This is a genomic window from Flavobacterium sp. ZT3R18 (assembly GCF_007097385.1).
Lineage (GTDB): Bacteria > Bacteroidota > Bacteroidia > Flavobacteriales > Flavobacteriaceae > Flavobacterium.
Map to the genome: position 1 here is coordinate 199,293 of NZ_VJZS01000002.1, position 16,124 is coordinate 215,416.

Below are 16,124 nucleotides of genomic sequence, written 5' to 3' on the forward strand. Positions count from 1 at the left end.
AAAAATTATAAAAATGAATGCATTACTCACTTTAATATTACTAATGACTAATTTTGCTTGTCAAGTAATAAATGATGTTGTACTTTGGATAATAGGTTTGTTTGGTTAATGGGGATAAAACGACTCTCAAAAAGCAAACTTACTGCACATCATATTTCATTTTTCTCAGAATACGGAGTGCTTCTTTAAACGAAAGATACACTTGCGTAAATGGTTTCAATAGCGGTTTGGCGTCAATCAGTTTTTGTTTGGCCTCCTCAAAACCGTTGAGGTAACAAATCATAAAAGTCGATGGTAAATTTTCTAAATCTTTGTGTTCCCGTTCCGATAGTTTAATCTCTTTCTGGAGTTTGTAAAGTAAAGAGATGTTCGAATTATAAATGTGATACAACATTTTTCTATTGAATTCCGGCGGTTCAAAAAGTATTTTTCGATCAATTTTGTAGTATCCATTGTCATGAAAATGAATCGTTTGTTGTTCTAACGGATAGTAACTGGTTTTGTCATTCAACCCCAAAGGAACATACTCAATAATGGTAAAAGTATCTTCATTATACGTAATTTCAACCACATCTTGAGCCGAATAGAATAGTTTGATTTGCTCGTTAATCAACTCAATATCTACCCGAGATAAATAGGTTTTATCACGGGATTTTTTGGCAATTCCAGCCCAACAAATAACAAATAATTCTTTAAAAACTTTATACTTTGGAGCCATGTCCTTGTGACGGAAATTCATAAAATCAATAACGCCGTCAAGGGTGTATTCTATGCTGTTTCTCGAACTGTTTTCAATGTCAATTACGGTTTCGGTATTCTGATAATTTTTTTCAACTTCTCCCTCAATTGGCATGGTATTGCTGCCGCGACGTATAAAAACACTGTTCGCAGGAATAGTGTGAATTCCTTTTTTGAAATAGGAAGTTTTGCTGTTGGGTTTTATGGTTACGAGCCCAATCACTTTGTCCTTTGGTAAATTAGGAAAAGGTACATTTTCGTATTGAATTTTGGGCGGATTTTCCAGAAAAGCATTTACTAAATTCTGAATCCTACTATCATCAAAAAAATCATCTCCCACGATATCATTATTCTCATCTTCAACACCTACCACGATATAGGAATTATTGGTGGGATTCGAATTGGATAACGCACAAATATGTTTCAAAAACTTCCCTTTTCCCTCTCTAGAATGCAAATTCAACTGCCGTTTTTTATCATAGAAACTGCTCTCATCATTGTGAGCGAGCAGGTTTTTGATAAGAAGACGTTTGTTAATCATTGTTAATCATTGTTAAAATTGAATCGTTTGTATTAAAAGGGTACTAAACTGAAATCTTATGCGTTCAAGTTTTACCAAATTTACTAAAAACGAAATAAAAAAAAGTATGAGAAAGATTAAATTAAGCACAGTAGGTTTTTTTGCGATGGCAGTGTTGGGTCTGTTTTTGACGGGATGTAGCAACAGTGGTGATTCTACTGGAACATCAGGGGTTATGGTTAGATTGTCTGATGCCCCAGGAGATTATAAAGAAGTAAATGTTGAGGTGAAAGATGTTTTGATAAAAAGCAACTCAAACACAGATGACCAAGGATGGGTAAGTATTGGGAAAAACCCAGGCGTTTATAATTTACTGGATTTAACAGGGGGCGTTACTGCTTTATTGGCAGATAATACGATTGCTTCAGGAAATTTGGGGCAAATTCGATTACTGCTTGGGGATAACAACACTGTGGTACTTAAAGACGGTACAACACATAAATTGAGTACTCCAAGCGCGCAACAATCTGGATTAAAATTAAAAGTGAACCAAACTTTGTTAGCAGACAAAACCTATGAATTCTTATTGGATTTTGACGTGGAACACTCTATCGTTGTCCAAGCTGGGGGTTCGGGTATTTATAACTTACACCCAGTAATCAGAGTTTCAACAAAAGAAACTTCAGGGAGCATCAAAGGGACTATTAGTCCATTGCTAGTGGGATTTCAGGTTTTGGCTTCAGTTCAAGTTGGAACAACCACAGTCTCAGCCTACGCAAATGCAGAAGGTGTATTTCGATTGGATGGACTTCCTGTTGGAACCTATACGGTTACTTTAACGCCAGATATAGCTTCGGGGAAAGTGGTGAAAACTATTGCAGGAGTAGTTGTTGTTAATGGAACAATTGCAGATATGGGTAATATTTCGTTATAGAATCATTTAAATTCAAACAAAAAAACAGCTAAATTTTAGCTGTTTTTTTGTTTTCAAATAAGGGATAATGAATAGTTAGCCCTTATGATTCGTTTTAATCAAGGTACCGGATTCCCTGTACTCGCTATCCAAAGGGCAAACCAATCCTGCAATTCCATTTCAAAAGTGGTGGCTTGCATCAAATTTGCAATTCTATTTTTGTCGGAAGTCCCGAAAACCGGCAAAATTCCAGCGGGATGTTTCAATATCCAAGCCAATAAAATAACATCATCAGCCACATTATATTTTAACGAAAGTGTTGTCGCTAGCTTTTTTATACGTTGCGATTGTTCATCATCTTTTCTAAAAACGGTTCCTAAAGGAGACCAACACATCGGTGTAATTTGGTTGGTTTGCATATGGTCTAAACTGCCGTCGAGCATAGGGTCAATATGTGTGATAGAAAATTCGATTTGGTTGTAATTGATTTTAGTTTTAGTTTGAATCAAATCGGTTTGGCTGGGTGTAAAATTAGACACCCCAAAATCCAAAATCTTTCCTTCGGTTTTTAGTTTTTCTACAGCTTCCTTAATTTCATCGGCTTGCATCAATGGACTGGGTCTATGTAAAAGTAGAAGATCCAAATAATCAGTTTGTAAATTTTGCAGGGATTGTTCAGCTGACCAAATGATGTAGGACTTAGAATATTCATAATGACCAACGCTGTTTTGGCTTCTGTTTTTATTCTTATGTTGAATGCCACACTTTGAAATCAGCTGTATTTTTTGTCTGTCAATTTTGCTTTTGCTAAAGGCATTTCCAAAAGCGTTTTCGGTAGTATAAGCCCCATAAATATCGGCATGGTCAAAGGTCGAAATACCACTTTCGAGACAAGAATTCATCAGGTCTATCATCAGATTTTTGTCTAAGTTTTTACCCCAAATTCCCCATGTCATGGTACCCGCGATTATCTTAGAAAAAGGTGTTTTAGTCATGTTTTACTTTTAATGTTTGTTCAAAAATTACGTCTTCAATTCTGTCCGATTTATTTGGGAACAGGCCCTAATGATTTAGAGGTTAAAGTTGTGATTTTGACGGTTGTTTTATTGAGTTCTTAAAAATAGGTAAATACAATCACAATTCGAGCTTAAAATTAGGGGATTGTCCGAAGTTTTAACCATTTTTTAACATCTTACTTCTAAAAAAAAATTCAATTTGCACCATCAAACGAAAGATATAAAAATTTAGGGTTTAAAAATATAAATATGGAAGAGAATACAACGACTTTAGACATTAGAGCAATCAATGAAAAAATCGAAAGAGAAAGTGCTTTTATAGACCTTCTCACCATGGAAATGAACAAAGTCATTGTGGGACAAAAACACATGGTCGAACGATTATTAATTGGACTTTTGGGTCAAGGACATATTTTGTTGGAAGGTGTTCCTGGATTGGCCAAAACATTGGCCATAAATACCCTTTCACAAGCCATTCATGGTTCTTTTAGTAGAATTCAGTTTACTCCTGATTTATTGCCAGCAGATGTTGTAGGAACCATGATTTATAACATTAAGCAAAATGAGTTCTCTATCAAAAAGGGACCAATTTTTGCTAATTTCGTTCTTGCGGATGAGATCAACCGTGCGCCTGCCAAAGTGCAATCGGCTTTATTGGAAGCGATGCAAGAAAAACAAGTCACTATTGGTGATACCACTTTTAAATTAGACCGACCATTTTTAGTTTTGGCAACTCAAAACCCTATTGAGCAAGAAGGTACTTACCAATTGCCAGAAGCACAAGTCGATCGTTTTATGTTAAAAACAGTCATCGATTATCCAAAGATGGAAGACGAGCGTTTGGTGATTCGTCAAAATCTTAAGGGGAGCTATGAAAAAGTAAATCCAGTAGTTTCAGTAGAGCAAATTATACGCGCTCAAGAAGCGGTTCGGGAGGTTTACATGGATGAAAAAATAGAGAAATACATACTAGATATTATTTTCGCCACTCGTTACCCAGAGAAATATAAATTGGCTGAATTGAAACCTTTAATCAGTTTTGGAGCCTCCCCTCGTGGAAGTATTAACCTTGCTACCGCTGCAAAATGTTATGCTTTTATCAAACGTCGTGGGTATGTGATTCCAGAAGATGTTCGCGCTGTAGTTCATGATATTTTGCGACATAGAATTGGAATTACTTATGAAGCCGAAGCCGAAAATATTACATCGGTAGACATTATCAATAAAATCATCAACGAAATCGAAGTACCTTAAAAATAGTTTTCAGTTTTCAGTCGCAGTTTTCAGACTATAAGGGTCAACTGCGACTGAAAACTGCGACTGAAAACTAAAGAAATGGATACAAAAGAGCTTTTAAAAAAAGTACGTAAAATAGAAATCAAGACCCGAAGATTGAGTGATCATATCTTTTCGGGGGAATATCATACGTCGTTCAAAGGACGTGGAATGACTTTTAGTGAGGTGCGCCAATATCAATTTGGCGACGATATACGCGCCATAGATTGGAACGTGACCGCTCGCTATAACGAAGCGCATGTTAAAGTTTTTGAGGAAGAACGCGAATTGACCATGATGTTGATGGTTGATATTTCGGGCTCCGAAAGTTTTGGTTCTAAAAGCCAGTTTAAGAAAGAAATTGTTACCGAAATCGCTGCAACAATGGCATTTTCGGCTACTCAAAATAACGATAAAATAGGATTGATTTTATTTTCGGATCAAATCGAATTGTATATTCCACCTAAAAAGGGGAGATCACACGTATTGAGAATCATTCGTGAATTAATAGAGTTTCACCCCAAGAGTTACAAAACGGATATTGCTCAAGCCTTGAAGTTTTTATCGGGTACCCAAAAAAAGAAAGCCATCGTATTTGTCATTTCCGATTTCATGTCGGGAGATTATGAGCAAACACTGAAAATTGCTTCCAAAAAACACGATATTACAGGCATCAGAGTGTATGACATTCGAGAAGAAAAAATGCCCAATTTAGGAATGGTGTCCATGCTTGACGCAGAGACAGGCAAAACACAATTGATTAATACGGGTTCAAAATTGGTACGAATGAATTATGAAAAATACTATCATGATAATGTGAATTATTTTAAAGAGACTTTTAGTAAATCGGGTTCAGGTGTTGTAAATACTAGAGTCGATGAAAGTTATGTTACCAAATTATTAGGCTATTTTAAATCAAGATAAGACAAACCCGACAGGTTTCAAAACCTGTCGGGTTTAAATTAAGAACTAAATGAAAATTAAACTTTACCTACTATTTTTACTTATAACAACTTTTGCTTTTGCACAACAGCAAAAAGTAGTTACCAGTATCGATACTACAAAAAATAAAATTGGAGCTGAGTTTAAATTGACTTTAAAAACTTCGGTAGATACTTTGTCTAAAGTTGTTTTTCCAAAACTAAAAAACATTGGAGCGCTAGAAGTTATTCAGTCGTATCCAATTGACACTATCAAAAAGGACGACCGTTACGAATTAATCAAAAAGTACGGTTTGACTCAATTTGATTCGGGGAAATATACGATTCCAAGCATCAAAATTCTGATCAATAATAAAGCTTTTATGACCGATTCGATAAAAGTTGAGGTTGCCAATGTTCAAGTCGATACATTAAAACAAAAAATGTATGACATTAAAGACATTGTAAAAGCCCAAGATTCATGGGGCGATTGGTGGAAATATCTTTTGGGCATTGTATTGATCTTAGGAATTGGAGCTTTCGTTTATTGGTACATAAAAAAACACCAAAAGAAAAAAATTGAAGAAGAAGTTTATAAAACGCCTATAGAAAAAGCGACCAGTTTACTCAATACTTTAGAGAAAAAAGAACTTTGGCAACACGGAGAAGTGAAAGCGTATTATAGTGAATTGACAGATATTGCTCGAAACTACATCGAAGAAGCCATAGAAATTCCAGCGATGGAAAGCACCACTTCAGAATTGATTGCAGGACTTAAAGTAGCATCATTAAAAAAGAAAATGAAGCTTTCTCAGGAAACGATAGAAAATTTATTTACCGTTTTGAAACAAGCCGATTTAGTGAAATTTGCGAAATCAAAACCTTTAGAATTTGAAATTACCGAAGACAGAAATAGAATTCAAAGAGCGATTTTAACCCTTGATGAAGCTATTCCGGTTGAAGTAGCAATCGAGGAAGACACTATTTTGAATGAAGCACAGAAGCAAAAACAAATCAAAATTTTGCTTAGAAAAAAGAGAACTCAACGTATTGTGGTTTCAGTTTTATCCGTTTTTCTTTTACTCTCTACCATAACAATCTACTTCATGGCTACCAAAGGCTATAATTATGTAGTAGACAATGTGTTTGGGCATCCAACCAAAGAGTTGTTGGAAGGTGAATGGGTAAAAAGTGAATACGGAAACCCTGGCGTTATTGTAGAAACTCCAAAAGTGTTGAAACGAATGGATTTGACAAAAACATTGCCAAAAGATGGGATGGCTTTGATAAAAGAGATGCAATCTTTTGGTTATGGTAGCCTCTTGGATAATTTTTACATTATGGTCTCTACTATTAAATATAAAAAAGAAGGAGCATTAGATTTGTCTAAATCGATCGAAAGTTCTTTGCAGGTTTTAGAATCACAAGGAGCTCAAAATATGATTGTAAAACAAGAAGATTTTCAAACCAATGCAGGAATTACCGGCAAGAAAGGATACGGAACTTTTACAAGAATAGATGGCAATACCCAAAGCAGTTCTAAAATTTATTATGAAATTTTACTTTTTGGACAAGAAGGAGGATTGCAACAAATTATGATTCTTCATGAAGAAGGAGATCGATATGCAACGGAATTAACAGACCGTCTTTTGAATTCGGTAGAACTTAAATCAGCGAGTAACTAATGGAAAAAATAACCTTTTTAAATCCAGAATTTTTTTGGTTGTTTCTTCTGATTCCAATTGGAATTGCTCTGATATTTTGGAGAAGAGAACAACAAACGGCCTCCATGCAGATTAGTTCTCTCCAGGGATTCAAGGGCACAAATTCTCTAATGGCCAAGCTAGAACCACTATTAAATATAATTCGTTTATTGGCATTATCGTCTCTAATTGTGGCTATGGCAAGACCTAGAACGGTTGACGTAAGCAATAAAACGAAAACGACAAGAGGAATAGATATTGTAGTGGCAATCGATGTTTCAGGGAGTATGTTGGCCAAAGATTTGAAGCCTAATAGAATGGAGGCCCTGAAAAAAGTGGCTGCCGACTTTGTGGACGAAAGGCCAAATGACAGAATTGGACTTGTGGTCTATGCCTCTGAAGCGTATACCAAAACACCTGTAACTAGTGATAAAGCTGTTATTCAAGATGCAATTCGAAGTATAAAATATGATAATGTTTTGCAGGATGGAACTGGAATTGGAATGGGATTGGCCACTGCCGTAAACCGTTTAAAAGACAGTAAAGCCAAAAGTAAAGTGATTATATTATTGACTGATGGTGTTAATAATGCAGGGTTTATCGAACCTGAAACCGCATCGGATATCGCACAACAATATGGAATAAAAGTATATACCATTGGTGTTGGAACCAATGGGATGGCCGAATCTCCATATGCAGTTGCACCCAATGGACAATTGATGTTTCAAATGATGAAGGTAGAAATTGATGAAAAGTTGATGCAGAGTATTGCCAGGAAAACGGGCGGAAAATATTTTAGAGCAACTAGTAATTACAAATTAGCTCAAATCTATGATGAAATTAATAAATTGGAGACTACTGAAGTCGAAGAATTAAAATTCTATGATTATGACGAAAAGTATAGGCCTTTTGTTTTGCTGGCCGGTTTCTTTTTGTTATTGGAATTAGGTTTACGTAATACTGTGTATAGAAGCTTTATATAAAAAAATTTAAGAATGAAGATTAACGATTTCTGATTTCTGATTTATTGCTATCTGCAATCAAAAATCGTTAATCAAAAATCAAAAATTATTATGGAATTAGACGAACAAAAATACTTATATCTTCTTTTTATACTACCCGTTTTGGTGGTAATTTTTCTAATTAATTTATATTGGAAAAGGAAAAAGCAACGAGAATTTGGTGATTTGGAATTGCTAAAAAGACTAAGTCCAGAACGCTCGGTTTTTAAACCTGTTTTAAAATTGACCATAATGCTTTTGGCCTTGGCTGCTTTGATTATTGGCTTGGTAAATCCTAAAATCGGAACCAAGGTGGAAACCGTAAAGCGTGAAGGAATCGACATTGTGTTTGCAATGGATGTGTCCAAAAGTATGCTTGCCGAAGATGTAGCGCCCAGCCGATTGGAAAAAAGCAAACAAATTGTTTCTCAAATCATCAACCAATTGGGGAGTGATAGAATAGGAATTGTGGTTTATGCCGGCAGCGCATTTCCGGTGCTCCCCATAACGACGGATTATGGTGTTGCCAAAATGTTCTTGCAAAGTGTTAACCCTGAAATGGTTTCGTCTCAAGGAACCTCGCTTGATGAAGCCATAAAATTATCGGCAACTTATTTTGCCGAAAAAAGTAAAACGAGTAAATTGTTGATTATGATTTCGGATGGGGAAGATCATTCCGAAGGTGCCGAAGCCGCTGCAGAAGATGCCAAGAAACTAGGAATGAAAATCATTACCATAGGACTAGGAACCGAGAAAGGAGGGACGATTCCTTTAAAAAAGAACGGAATTGTAGAGAGTTACCAAAGAGACAATAATGGAGAGGTCGTTATAACCAAATTAAATCCAAATAGTTTAGCAACCATTGCTAAAATTACGGATGGTGGTTATATAAATGGGAATAATACCAAGGAAGTGCTGGAATACATAAAGAACACCCTAGACAAAATACAAAAAACCGAATTTGAAGCTACCGAAATGGCTGATTTTCAATCGCAATTTCAATGGTTTTTGGGAATTGGATTTGTCTTGTTATTTCTGGATATTTTCTTTTTGGAAAGAAAAACCAGATGGGTGAGAAAGTTGAATTTATTTAACGAAAATAAATAAAGGTAATAAGATCTTAGTAAACCAAAAGAGTAATTACAGCTCATGGAATGCTTTGAAACTTACATCAAAAGATAAAATGAAAAATAGAATTGTACACATACTACTGCTTTTAGCTTTTGTTGGCAATGCGCAACAGAAAGACAAAGTGTTGCCTAAAGCGAATGAGGAATATGTAGAAAAGAATTTTGTGGAGGCAGAAGCCAATTATAGAATTTCTAAATCTAAATTTCCTAATAGAACCGTTGCATCTTATAATTTAGGCAACTCAATTTACAGGCAAAATCAGTTTTCAGAATCTAAATATGCCTATGGAAATGCATTAAAAAATGTAAAAACAAGAACCCAAAAACACAAAGCTTTCCATAATTTAGGCAATGTTTTTATGAAAGAGAAGGATTATACCCAAGCAGTTGAAGCGTATAAAAATGCATTACGCAACAACCCTGAGGACGAAGAGACGCGCTACAATTATGCATTGGCCAAAAAAATGCTGAAAGATAATCCTCCTCCAAAAGACGATAAAAAGAAGGATAAGAACAAAGACAAGGATAAAAAAGACGATAAAGATAAAGATAAGAAGGACGATAAAAACAAGGACGACAAGAAAGACGACAAAAAGGACGGAGATAAGGATAAGAAAGACGAAAAACCCAAAGATGATGGTCAGCCTAAACCAAAACCTGGGGATATCCCAAAACAACGATTAGAAAATCTTTTGGATGCCGTAAATAACGAAGAAAAGAAAGTTCAAGATAAAGTAAACGCCAATAAAGCAAAAGGTTCTCCTACGAAAATGGAGAAGGATTGGTAAGAATATACACGGTTTAAAAGTTTAAAAGTTTAGAAGTTTAAAACGGTTTAAAAGTTTAGAGGATTTGAAAATTTAAAAAGTGTAAATAGCTTAAGATCGCTCCGACGGACTCGAAACATAGAATTTTGCCATTTTCAACAAAATAAAACCTTAAAATAAATTAGTTATGAACTTTAAACAAGTTTTTTTAGACAAAGTAGGTTGTATAGTAACCGCAATACTCTAAACTTTCTAAACCTTTAAACTTCTAAACACATAAAACAATTAAAACAAGTAATGAAAAGATATTTAATTCTATTACTAATCCCTTTTCAAGGACTTTTAGCCCAAGTGCAATTTGAGGCTAGAGTAAGCAAAACAACGCTTGGACTTAATGAAAGACTCCGTATCGATTTTGTGATGAATATTGATGGGGATAACTTTGTTCAGCCTTCTTTTGATGGGTTTCGAATTATAGCAGGACCAAGTCAGCAAGTTAGCCAATCCTGGATTAACGGGAGAAGCACTTTCGAGAAAAGTTATTCTTATTTTCTTTTACCCAATCAAAAAGGGACTTTGGTAATCAAACAAGCGGCCATAGAGTATAATGGGCAGATCTACAAAACATCTCCTATAAAAATAAATGTAACTGCGGCAATAGAGCAACCTCGTGACCCAAATGACTCGCAAATTTCAGCCGATGACAATCTATATTTGGTTGCGGATATTTCGAACACCAATCCGTATATCAATCAACCTATTACGGTAGTGTATAAATTGTATTTTAGTAACAATATTGGAATAACCAAATGGAATGAGCTTGGAAAACCCAAATACAATGATTTTTGGAGCCAAAATATTGAGATTAAACAATTGGTTGCCGAAGAAGGAATGTTCAAAGGCGAACGATACCGTTTCATTGTATTAAAAAAAGTAATCTTATATCCTCAAAAATCAGGAAAGTTAGTTATTGAACCTTTGGCACTCGATATTGATGTGCAATTGCCAACCAATCGTAGAGATATGTTCGGGCGAGTAATTATAACAGAGGGTAATAAAAGGGTTTCGGCTGGAGCCAAAACTATTCATGTAAAAGCGTTGCCAGAAGCAGGAAAACCATTAGATTTTTCGGGTGCTGTGGGTAGATTTGATTTTAAAGCTATACCTTCAAAAACAACGTTAAAAAACGGAGAAAGTCTGGATTTAGTTTTAAGTGTAACGGGTACTGGTAACCTTAAATTATTTACTTTACCAAAGCCAGAAGTGCCCAATGCGTTAGAAATGTATGATGCGGTTCACGATGAGAAGGTAAATACGCCACTTTCTGGAATGACAGGCAAAATCTCAGATTCGTACACCATTATACCACAATACAAAGGAGATTATGTCATTAAACCGATGCATTTTTCATATTTTGACTTGGGGTCGGGTACTTATAAAACAATAAGTTCTTCCGAAATAAAAATTAATGTGCTCGATGGCCCTACACAAACTGCTGAGACGCATGAAAATACTACTGCTGAAAAAAATGCAATTACAGGAATAGAACAGTTTAAATTTATTAATTTAAAAACAGAACTTACCACAAGTAATGAACACGCTTTTTTTGGTTCTAATACCTTTTATACTTTGTTGTTTTTACCATTTTTAATGCTTCCAATAATTGTGTTATTCAAAAAGAAAAAAGAAGCAATTGATGGTGATGTTTTTGGAAACAGAATCAAAATGAACAATAAATTGGCCAAGAAATATTTATCAGAGGCCAAAAAGCAAATCAACAATAAAGAGCCTTTTTATGTTGCCTTAGAAAAAGCAATGCACAATTTCCTGAAAGCCAAACTGCATATCGAAACTTCGGAAATGAGTAAAGATAACATTCAGGAATTATTGTTGTCCAGAAAAGCAAATCCAGAAGCAGTAGATAGTTTTATTGCGTTGACCGAGAATTGCGAGATCGCAAGATATGCACCTTCGTCTAGTGCAACGATACAACAGGATTTTGATAAAGCGGTAACCATTATTTCCGAATTAGAAAAACAGATATGATTTCAATAGAGTCTAAGTTTCTTAGCAACTTAGACTCTTAGAAACTTAACAACAATTAATTAAAATGAAAAATATATTTTACATACTCTTATTAACTACTCAGATTTTCTTTGCCCAAAGCGGGTTCGAGAAAGGAAATCATTTGTACCAAAAAGGGAAGTACGATTTGGCTGCCAAAGAGTATGAATCGGTTTTGAAAACTAACAAAGAATCTGCCGAACTGTACTTTAATTTAGGAAATTGTTATTATAAATTGCAGCAAACGGCTGCAGCGATTTATAATTACGAGAAAGCTTTGGTTATAGACCCTTCGAACGCAGCCGTTTTAAACAATATAAAATTTGCTCAAAAGCAAACGATAGATGAAATCAAAGTAGTTCCAAAAGTTGGTTTTGCAAAGCTACTTCGTGATTTTACCGGAATTTATCCTTTTGATACTTGGGCCTGGATAACCATTGCTTTTGCGATGTTGTTCTTGTCGTTTTTCTTGGGCTATTATTTGTCTCAAACAGTGGTTATAAAAAGAATTTTTTTCTTGGGAATGTTTGTAATTCTATTGTTAATTCTAATGAGTATTTCGGCTGCCTTTTTTGAAAAAAGCCATTTTGACAATGAAAAACCAGCTATAGTTTTTGTTTCATCTGCAGCCGTAAGAAGCGAACCTCAAAAAGCGAGTGCAGCCACTTTTGTCTTGCATGAAGGTACGAAAGTATACGTAGAAGAAACTTTAGAAAACTGGAAAAAAATTCAATTGACCGATGGAACCGAGGGTTGGATTGATGGTAAGGCTATTAAGGAAGTGAAGTAGTAGTTAGTATTCAGTTTTCAGTCTCAGTTTTCAGTCGAATACGAGTTCTACCAGCTAAATGCATTCTTAAAAACAATAGCCCATAGTTTTGACTACGGGCTATTGTTTTTATATGCTAATAAACCAAATCCTTTAGCACTCAGACTGCAAACTGATTACTGCAAACTGAAGACTGAGACTGAAAACTGAGACTGAAAACTGAAAACTGAGACTGCGAACTCTACCTCCTCGCTTTATCATACCACTTCTCAATAGACGGAAAAATAAATCCAGACACTTTTTGAATCGGATTAAAGAATAGGGATTTGTCAAGTGTTTCTTTTTTGGCCAAATAATTATGATAATTTATTTTTTCGAAAATAGTAAGAAACACACTGATGATCAAAATGGTTTTTAATACCCTAAAAAAACCACCGCCAAGACTGTTTATCCACCCCAAAAAAGCAAAATCAGCTATATTGGTTAGGAATTTACCCAGCCAATAAATCCCAACAACCACAACGATAAAAGTGAGAATAAAAGCAATAACCTGAATGGTGTAGGGATTCCAATGCACCCAACCGGATAAGATAGTTTTTATCACAGCAGAAAATTTTATGGCAATATAAATTCCCAAAATAAGGGAAAGCAATGAAGCCAATTCTACAAAAAGCCCATTACTAATTCCTTTATACAACGAATAACACAGTAATCCACCTAAAACAATATCAAGAAAGCTCATTTTTTAATTTTAAAATTGAAACGACAAAGATAAAAGAATTGTTCCTTACCATTGTCAAATTTCAAGTTCTTATCTTTGCGTAAAATAATTTTAGATTGTAGAGCTCAGATTGTAGATTGATGCAATCGTCACAACTGTATTCTAAAAATCTAAAATCTAAAATCTAAAATCTAAAATGTCAAGAGACACACAATTAAAAGAACGCTGGGAAAAGCTTGTCAATATACTTTCTAATCAATTTTCACAAGGAGAAGATCTAGATCTGGACGCCATAATTTATTTAATTGGCGTACAGGAATTGGGAAAAGTACACCGTGAATACAAAAAAGACGAGAAGCTCAATTTGATGCACATAGCAATATGCCGATTATTGGAGCCTTACGGATTCTACGAATTCGAGTTTTTTGATGAAGACGGCTGGCCACATTACAAAGTAAAAGAAGAATTACCCCCTTTAAAAGCAGGAGAACAATCAGTTTTGATGAAAGAAGCAATCGTTAATTATTTTCTGGAAAGAGAAGTGATTGATTAACTAATTAAGATTAATGAATCTGGTGGTTGAGCTTAGTCGAAACCAACGATTTAAGATTTTGAAGCGGATGTTTAGAAAAACTTCCAACTTCTAACTTCTAACTTCTAACTTTTTCCTAAATTTGCACTCTCAATTATAGAATGAAAATGATAGACAAGATAAAAGAATATATTGGCGAAGCACAGGCTTTTTCCACACAAGACACAGCAGAACTAGAGACTTTTAGAATAAAATTCCTTGGAAGTAAAGGGTTGTTGAAAGACCTTTTTGCTGAATTCAAAAATGTACCCAACGACCAAAAAAAGGAATTTGGACAAGTGATCAATTTGCTTAAAACTTCTGCCGAAGACAAAGTAAAACTAATCCAAGAAGCCCTAGAAAGCAAAGAAGAAACCAAAGGATTTTATGGGGATTTAACCCGTACGGCTGAACCAGCAATTATTGGTTCACGCCACCCAATTTCTTTAGTGAAAAATCAAATTATAGATATCTTCTCGAATGTTGGTTTCAACGTTTCCGAAGGTCCGGAAATTGAAGACGATTGGCATAATTTCACAGCATTAAACCTGCCAGAATACCATCCGGCGCGTGATATGCAGGATACTTTTTTCATACAAACCAATCCTGATATTTTGTTGCGTACACACACATCATCCGTGCAAGTGCGCTACATGGAGAACAACAAACCGCCTATTAGAACCATTTCTCCGGGTAGAGTTTTTCGTAATGAAGCCGTTTCGTCACGCTCACACTGTATCTTTCATCAGGTAGAAGGATTGTATATTGACAAAGACGTTTCCTTTGCCGACTTGAAACAAACCCTTTTGTATTTCACCAAAGAGATGTTCGGGAAATCAAAAATCCGTTTGCGTCCTTCCTATTTTCCATTTACGGAACCAAGTGCCGAGGTTGATATTTATTGGGGTCTAAAAACCGAAACCGATTATCGTATCACCAAAGGAACCGGTTGGTTAGAAATTATGGGTTGCGGAATGGTAGATCCTAATGTACTTAAAAACTGTGGCATCAATCCAGACGAATACAATGGTTTTGCTTTCGGAATGGGAATCGAGCGTATTGCGATGTTATTGTACCAAATCGGAGACATCCGTATGTTTTATGAAAATGACGTACGTTTCTTAGAGCAATTCAAATCTAGCATATAAAGATTTAAGATTTTTGATTAACGATTTCTGATTTAAGATTTTAAAATTATTAATCATAATCGAGGGGAGGAGCTATTTCCAGCTGTCCACTATATCTTTTTCTTTTTAAAGAAAAAAGAAAAAGGATGCCGTTTCCATCTGGGCTAGGGCATTCCGTATTCAAGATGTTTAGTTTAGTACAACAATAAATAAAAATTTAAGATTAACGATTTTTGATATTAGAAGTTTAAATCTGAAATCAAAAATCGTTAATCTGCAATCAAAAATCGAATGAAATCTGATATTACCATCCCCGAAGTAGAAAACGTATTCCTTGCTGCCGTTCAAGAATGGAGCGACGATTTTATGGAAAAAGTGTGGTATGCCTACTTAATAAACGATAGTGATTTCCAAATAGATAGTGTTATGGTAGTTTCCAAAGCTTTTGGAACCCTAGACGGCGAAATGAAAAAAACATCTCTTTTGCGTCACGCTTTCATGGAAGTTCCGCCCGTTTCGGTGGTTAAAATCGAAATGATAGAAAAAAGTGTATTGTCCCTCAACAATGAGTTTATGGTTACTTATTTCATCGGAAACACATTATACGACAAAAAATTTATTTTCAAAGCCAACACCATCAATGAAACTGCGGTAGAAGAAGTGCCGATTTTGTTTGTTGACGGAGTGATTGTCAGATAGACTGACTTTTTGTTTTTATTATAAAAGCACTATCTTTTGTCAAAAGGTAGTGCTTTTTTGATTTATAACGATGCTCAAATAATGCCAAAGAAAGACTGTAGACTGCTTAGCGTTCAATCCATTTTTTAGTTTTCAAGTTCATTGTCATTCAAAATAAAATTTTAACAGGAAAGTTAAGATTGATTTGTGT

Annotated in this window: 15 protein-coding genes; 12 read left to right on the top strand and 3 right to left on the bottom strand. The window is 35.0% G+C overall.

The window, feature by feature from the left end:
- Positions 1 to 139 precede the first annotated feature (139 nt).
- The gene (locus tag FNW52_RS03415; RefSeq protein ID WP_143376029.1) at positions 140 to 1,279 is read right to left on the bottom strand and encodes an ATP-binding protein; all 1,140 of its coding nucleotides are present in this window, start codon (positions 1,277 to 1,279) and stop codon (positions 140 to 142) included.
- Positions 1,280 to 1,385: 106 nt separating this feature from the next.
- On the opposite strand from FNW52_RS03415, the gene FNW52_RS03420 reads away from it, so the two are divergent.
- Positions 1,386 to 2,192, top strand: coding sequence for a DUF4382 domain-containing protein (locus tag FNW52_RS03420; protein ID WP_185965910.1), 807 nt, complete (start codon positions 1,386 to 1,388; stop codon positions 2,190 to 2,192).
- 98 nt (positions 2,193 to 2,290) lie between these two features.
- Here the strand turns inward: FNW52_RS03420 and FNW52_RS03425 are convergent, their stop codons facing one another.
- Positions 2,291 to 3,166, bottom strand: a complete 876-nt coding sequence (locus FNW52_RS03425) for an aldo/keto reductase family oxidoreductase (RefSeq protein ID WP_143376030.1) — start codon at positions 3,164 to 3,166, stop codon at positions 2,291 to 2,293.
- A 270-nt stretch (positions 3,167 to 3,436) separates the two neighbouring features.
- Here FNW52_RS03425 and FNW52_RS03430 point away from each other — a divergent pair, with 270 nt between their 5' ends.
- From FNW52_RS03430 to FNW52_RS03465, 8 genes are all read left to right on the top strand, one after another.
- A complete protein-coding gene (locus FNW52_RS03430; RefSeq protein WP_143376032.1) occupies positions 3,437 to 4,441 on the top strand; it encodes a MoxR family ATPase in 1,005 nt (334 codons plus the stop codon).
- 81 nt (positions 4,442 to 4,522) lie between these two features.
- Positions 4,523 to 5,386, top strand: a complete 864-nt coding sequence (locus FNW52_RS03435; protein ID WP_143376033.1) for a DUF58 domain-containing protein — start codon at positions 4,523 to 4,525, stop codon at positions 5,384 to 5,386.
- Between the two features lie 49 nt (positions 5,387 to 5,435).
- On the top strand, positions 5,436 to 7,067 hold the full coding sequence (locus tag FNW52_RS03440) for a hypothetical protein (RefSeq protein WP_143376035.1): 1,632 nt from the start codon (positions 5,436 to 5,438) through the stop codon (positions 7,065 to 7,067).
- Positions 7,067 to 8,068, top strand: coding sequence for a VWA domain-containing protein (locus tag FNW52_RS03445; protein ID WP_143376036.1), 1,002 nt, complete (start codon positions 7,067 to 7,069; stop codon positions 8,066 to 8,068). The genes FNW52_RS03440 and FNW52_RS03445 overlap by 1 nt, the downstream gene beginning before the upstream one ends.
- Positions 8,069 to 8,158: 90 nt before the next feature.
- A complete protein-coding gene (locus FNW52_RS03450; RefSeq protein ID WP_143376037.1) occupies positions 8,159 to 9,193 on the top strand; it encodes a VWA domain-containing protein in 1,035 nt (344 codons plus the stop codon).
- A 76-nt stretch (positions 9,194 to 9,269) separates the two neighbouring features.
- Positions 9,270 to 10,004, top strand: a complete 735-nt coding sequence (locus FNW52_RS03455; protein ID WP_143376038.1) for a tetratricopeptide repeat protein — start codon at positions 9,270 to 9,272, stop codon at positions 10,002 to 10,004.
- 276 nt (positions 10,005 to 10,280) lie between these two features.
- Positions 10,281 to 12,029, top strand: a complete 1,749-nt coding sequence (locus FNW52_RS03460; protein WP_143376039.1) for a BatD family protein — start codon at positions 10,281 to 10,283, stop codon at positions 12,027 to 12,029.
- A gap of 64 nt (positions 12,030 to 12,093) precedes the next feature.
- Entirely contained in the window at positions 12,094 to 12,837 is a 744-nt protein-coding gene (locus FNW52_RS03465) for a tetratricopeptide repeat protein (RefSeq protein WP_143376041.1), read from the top strand.
- 220 nt (positions 12,838 to 13,057) lie between these two features.
- Here the strand turns inward: FNW52_RS03465 and FNW52_RS03470 are convergent, their stop codons facing one another.
- Positions 13,058 to 13,558 (bottom strand): CvpA family protein, encoded by a 501-nt coding sequence (locus tag FNW52_RS03470; RefSeq protein ID WP_143376043.1) that lies wholly within the window; start codon positions 13,556 to 13,558, stop codon positions 13,058 to 13,060.
- Positions 13,559 to 13,733: 175 nt separating this feature from the next.
- On the opposite strand from FNW52_RS03470, the gene FNW52_RS03475 reads away from it, so the two are divergent.
- The 3 genes from FNW52_RS03475 (at position 13,734) to FNW52_RS03485 (ending at position 15,934) form a co-directional block, all read left to right on the top strand.
- Complete coding sequence (locus FNW52_RS03475; protein ID WP_143376044.1) at positions 13,734 to 14,090, top strand: hypothetical protein; 357 nt, start codon at positions 13,734 to 13,736, stop codon at positions 14,088 to 14,090.
- 146 nt (positions 14,091 to 14,236) lie between these two features.
- The gene (gene pheS, locus FNW52_RS03480; RefSeq protein WP_143376045.1) at positions 14,237 to 15,256 is read left to right on the top strand and encodes a phenylalanine--tRNA ligase subunit alpha; all 1,020 of its coding nucleotides are present in this window, start codon (positions 14,237 to 14,239) and stop codon (positions 15,254 to 15,256) included.
- Positions 15,257 to 15,526: 270 nt separating this feature from the next.
- Positions 15,527 to 15,934, top strand: coding sequence for a hypothetical protein (locus FNW52_RS03485; protein ID WP_143376046.1), 408 nt, complete (start codon positions 15,527 to 15,529; stop codon positions 15,932 to 15,934).
- Positions 15,935 to 16,124 lie beyond the last annotated feature (190 nt).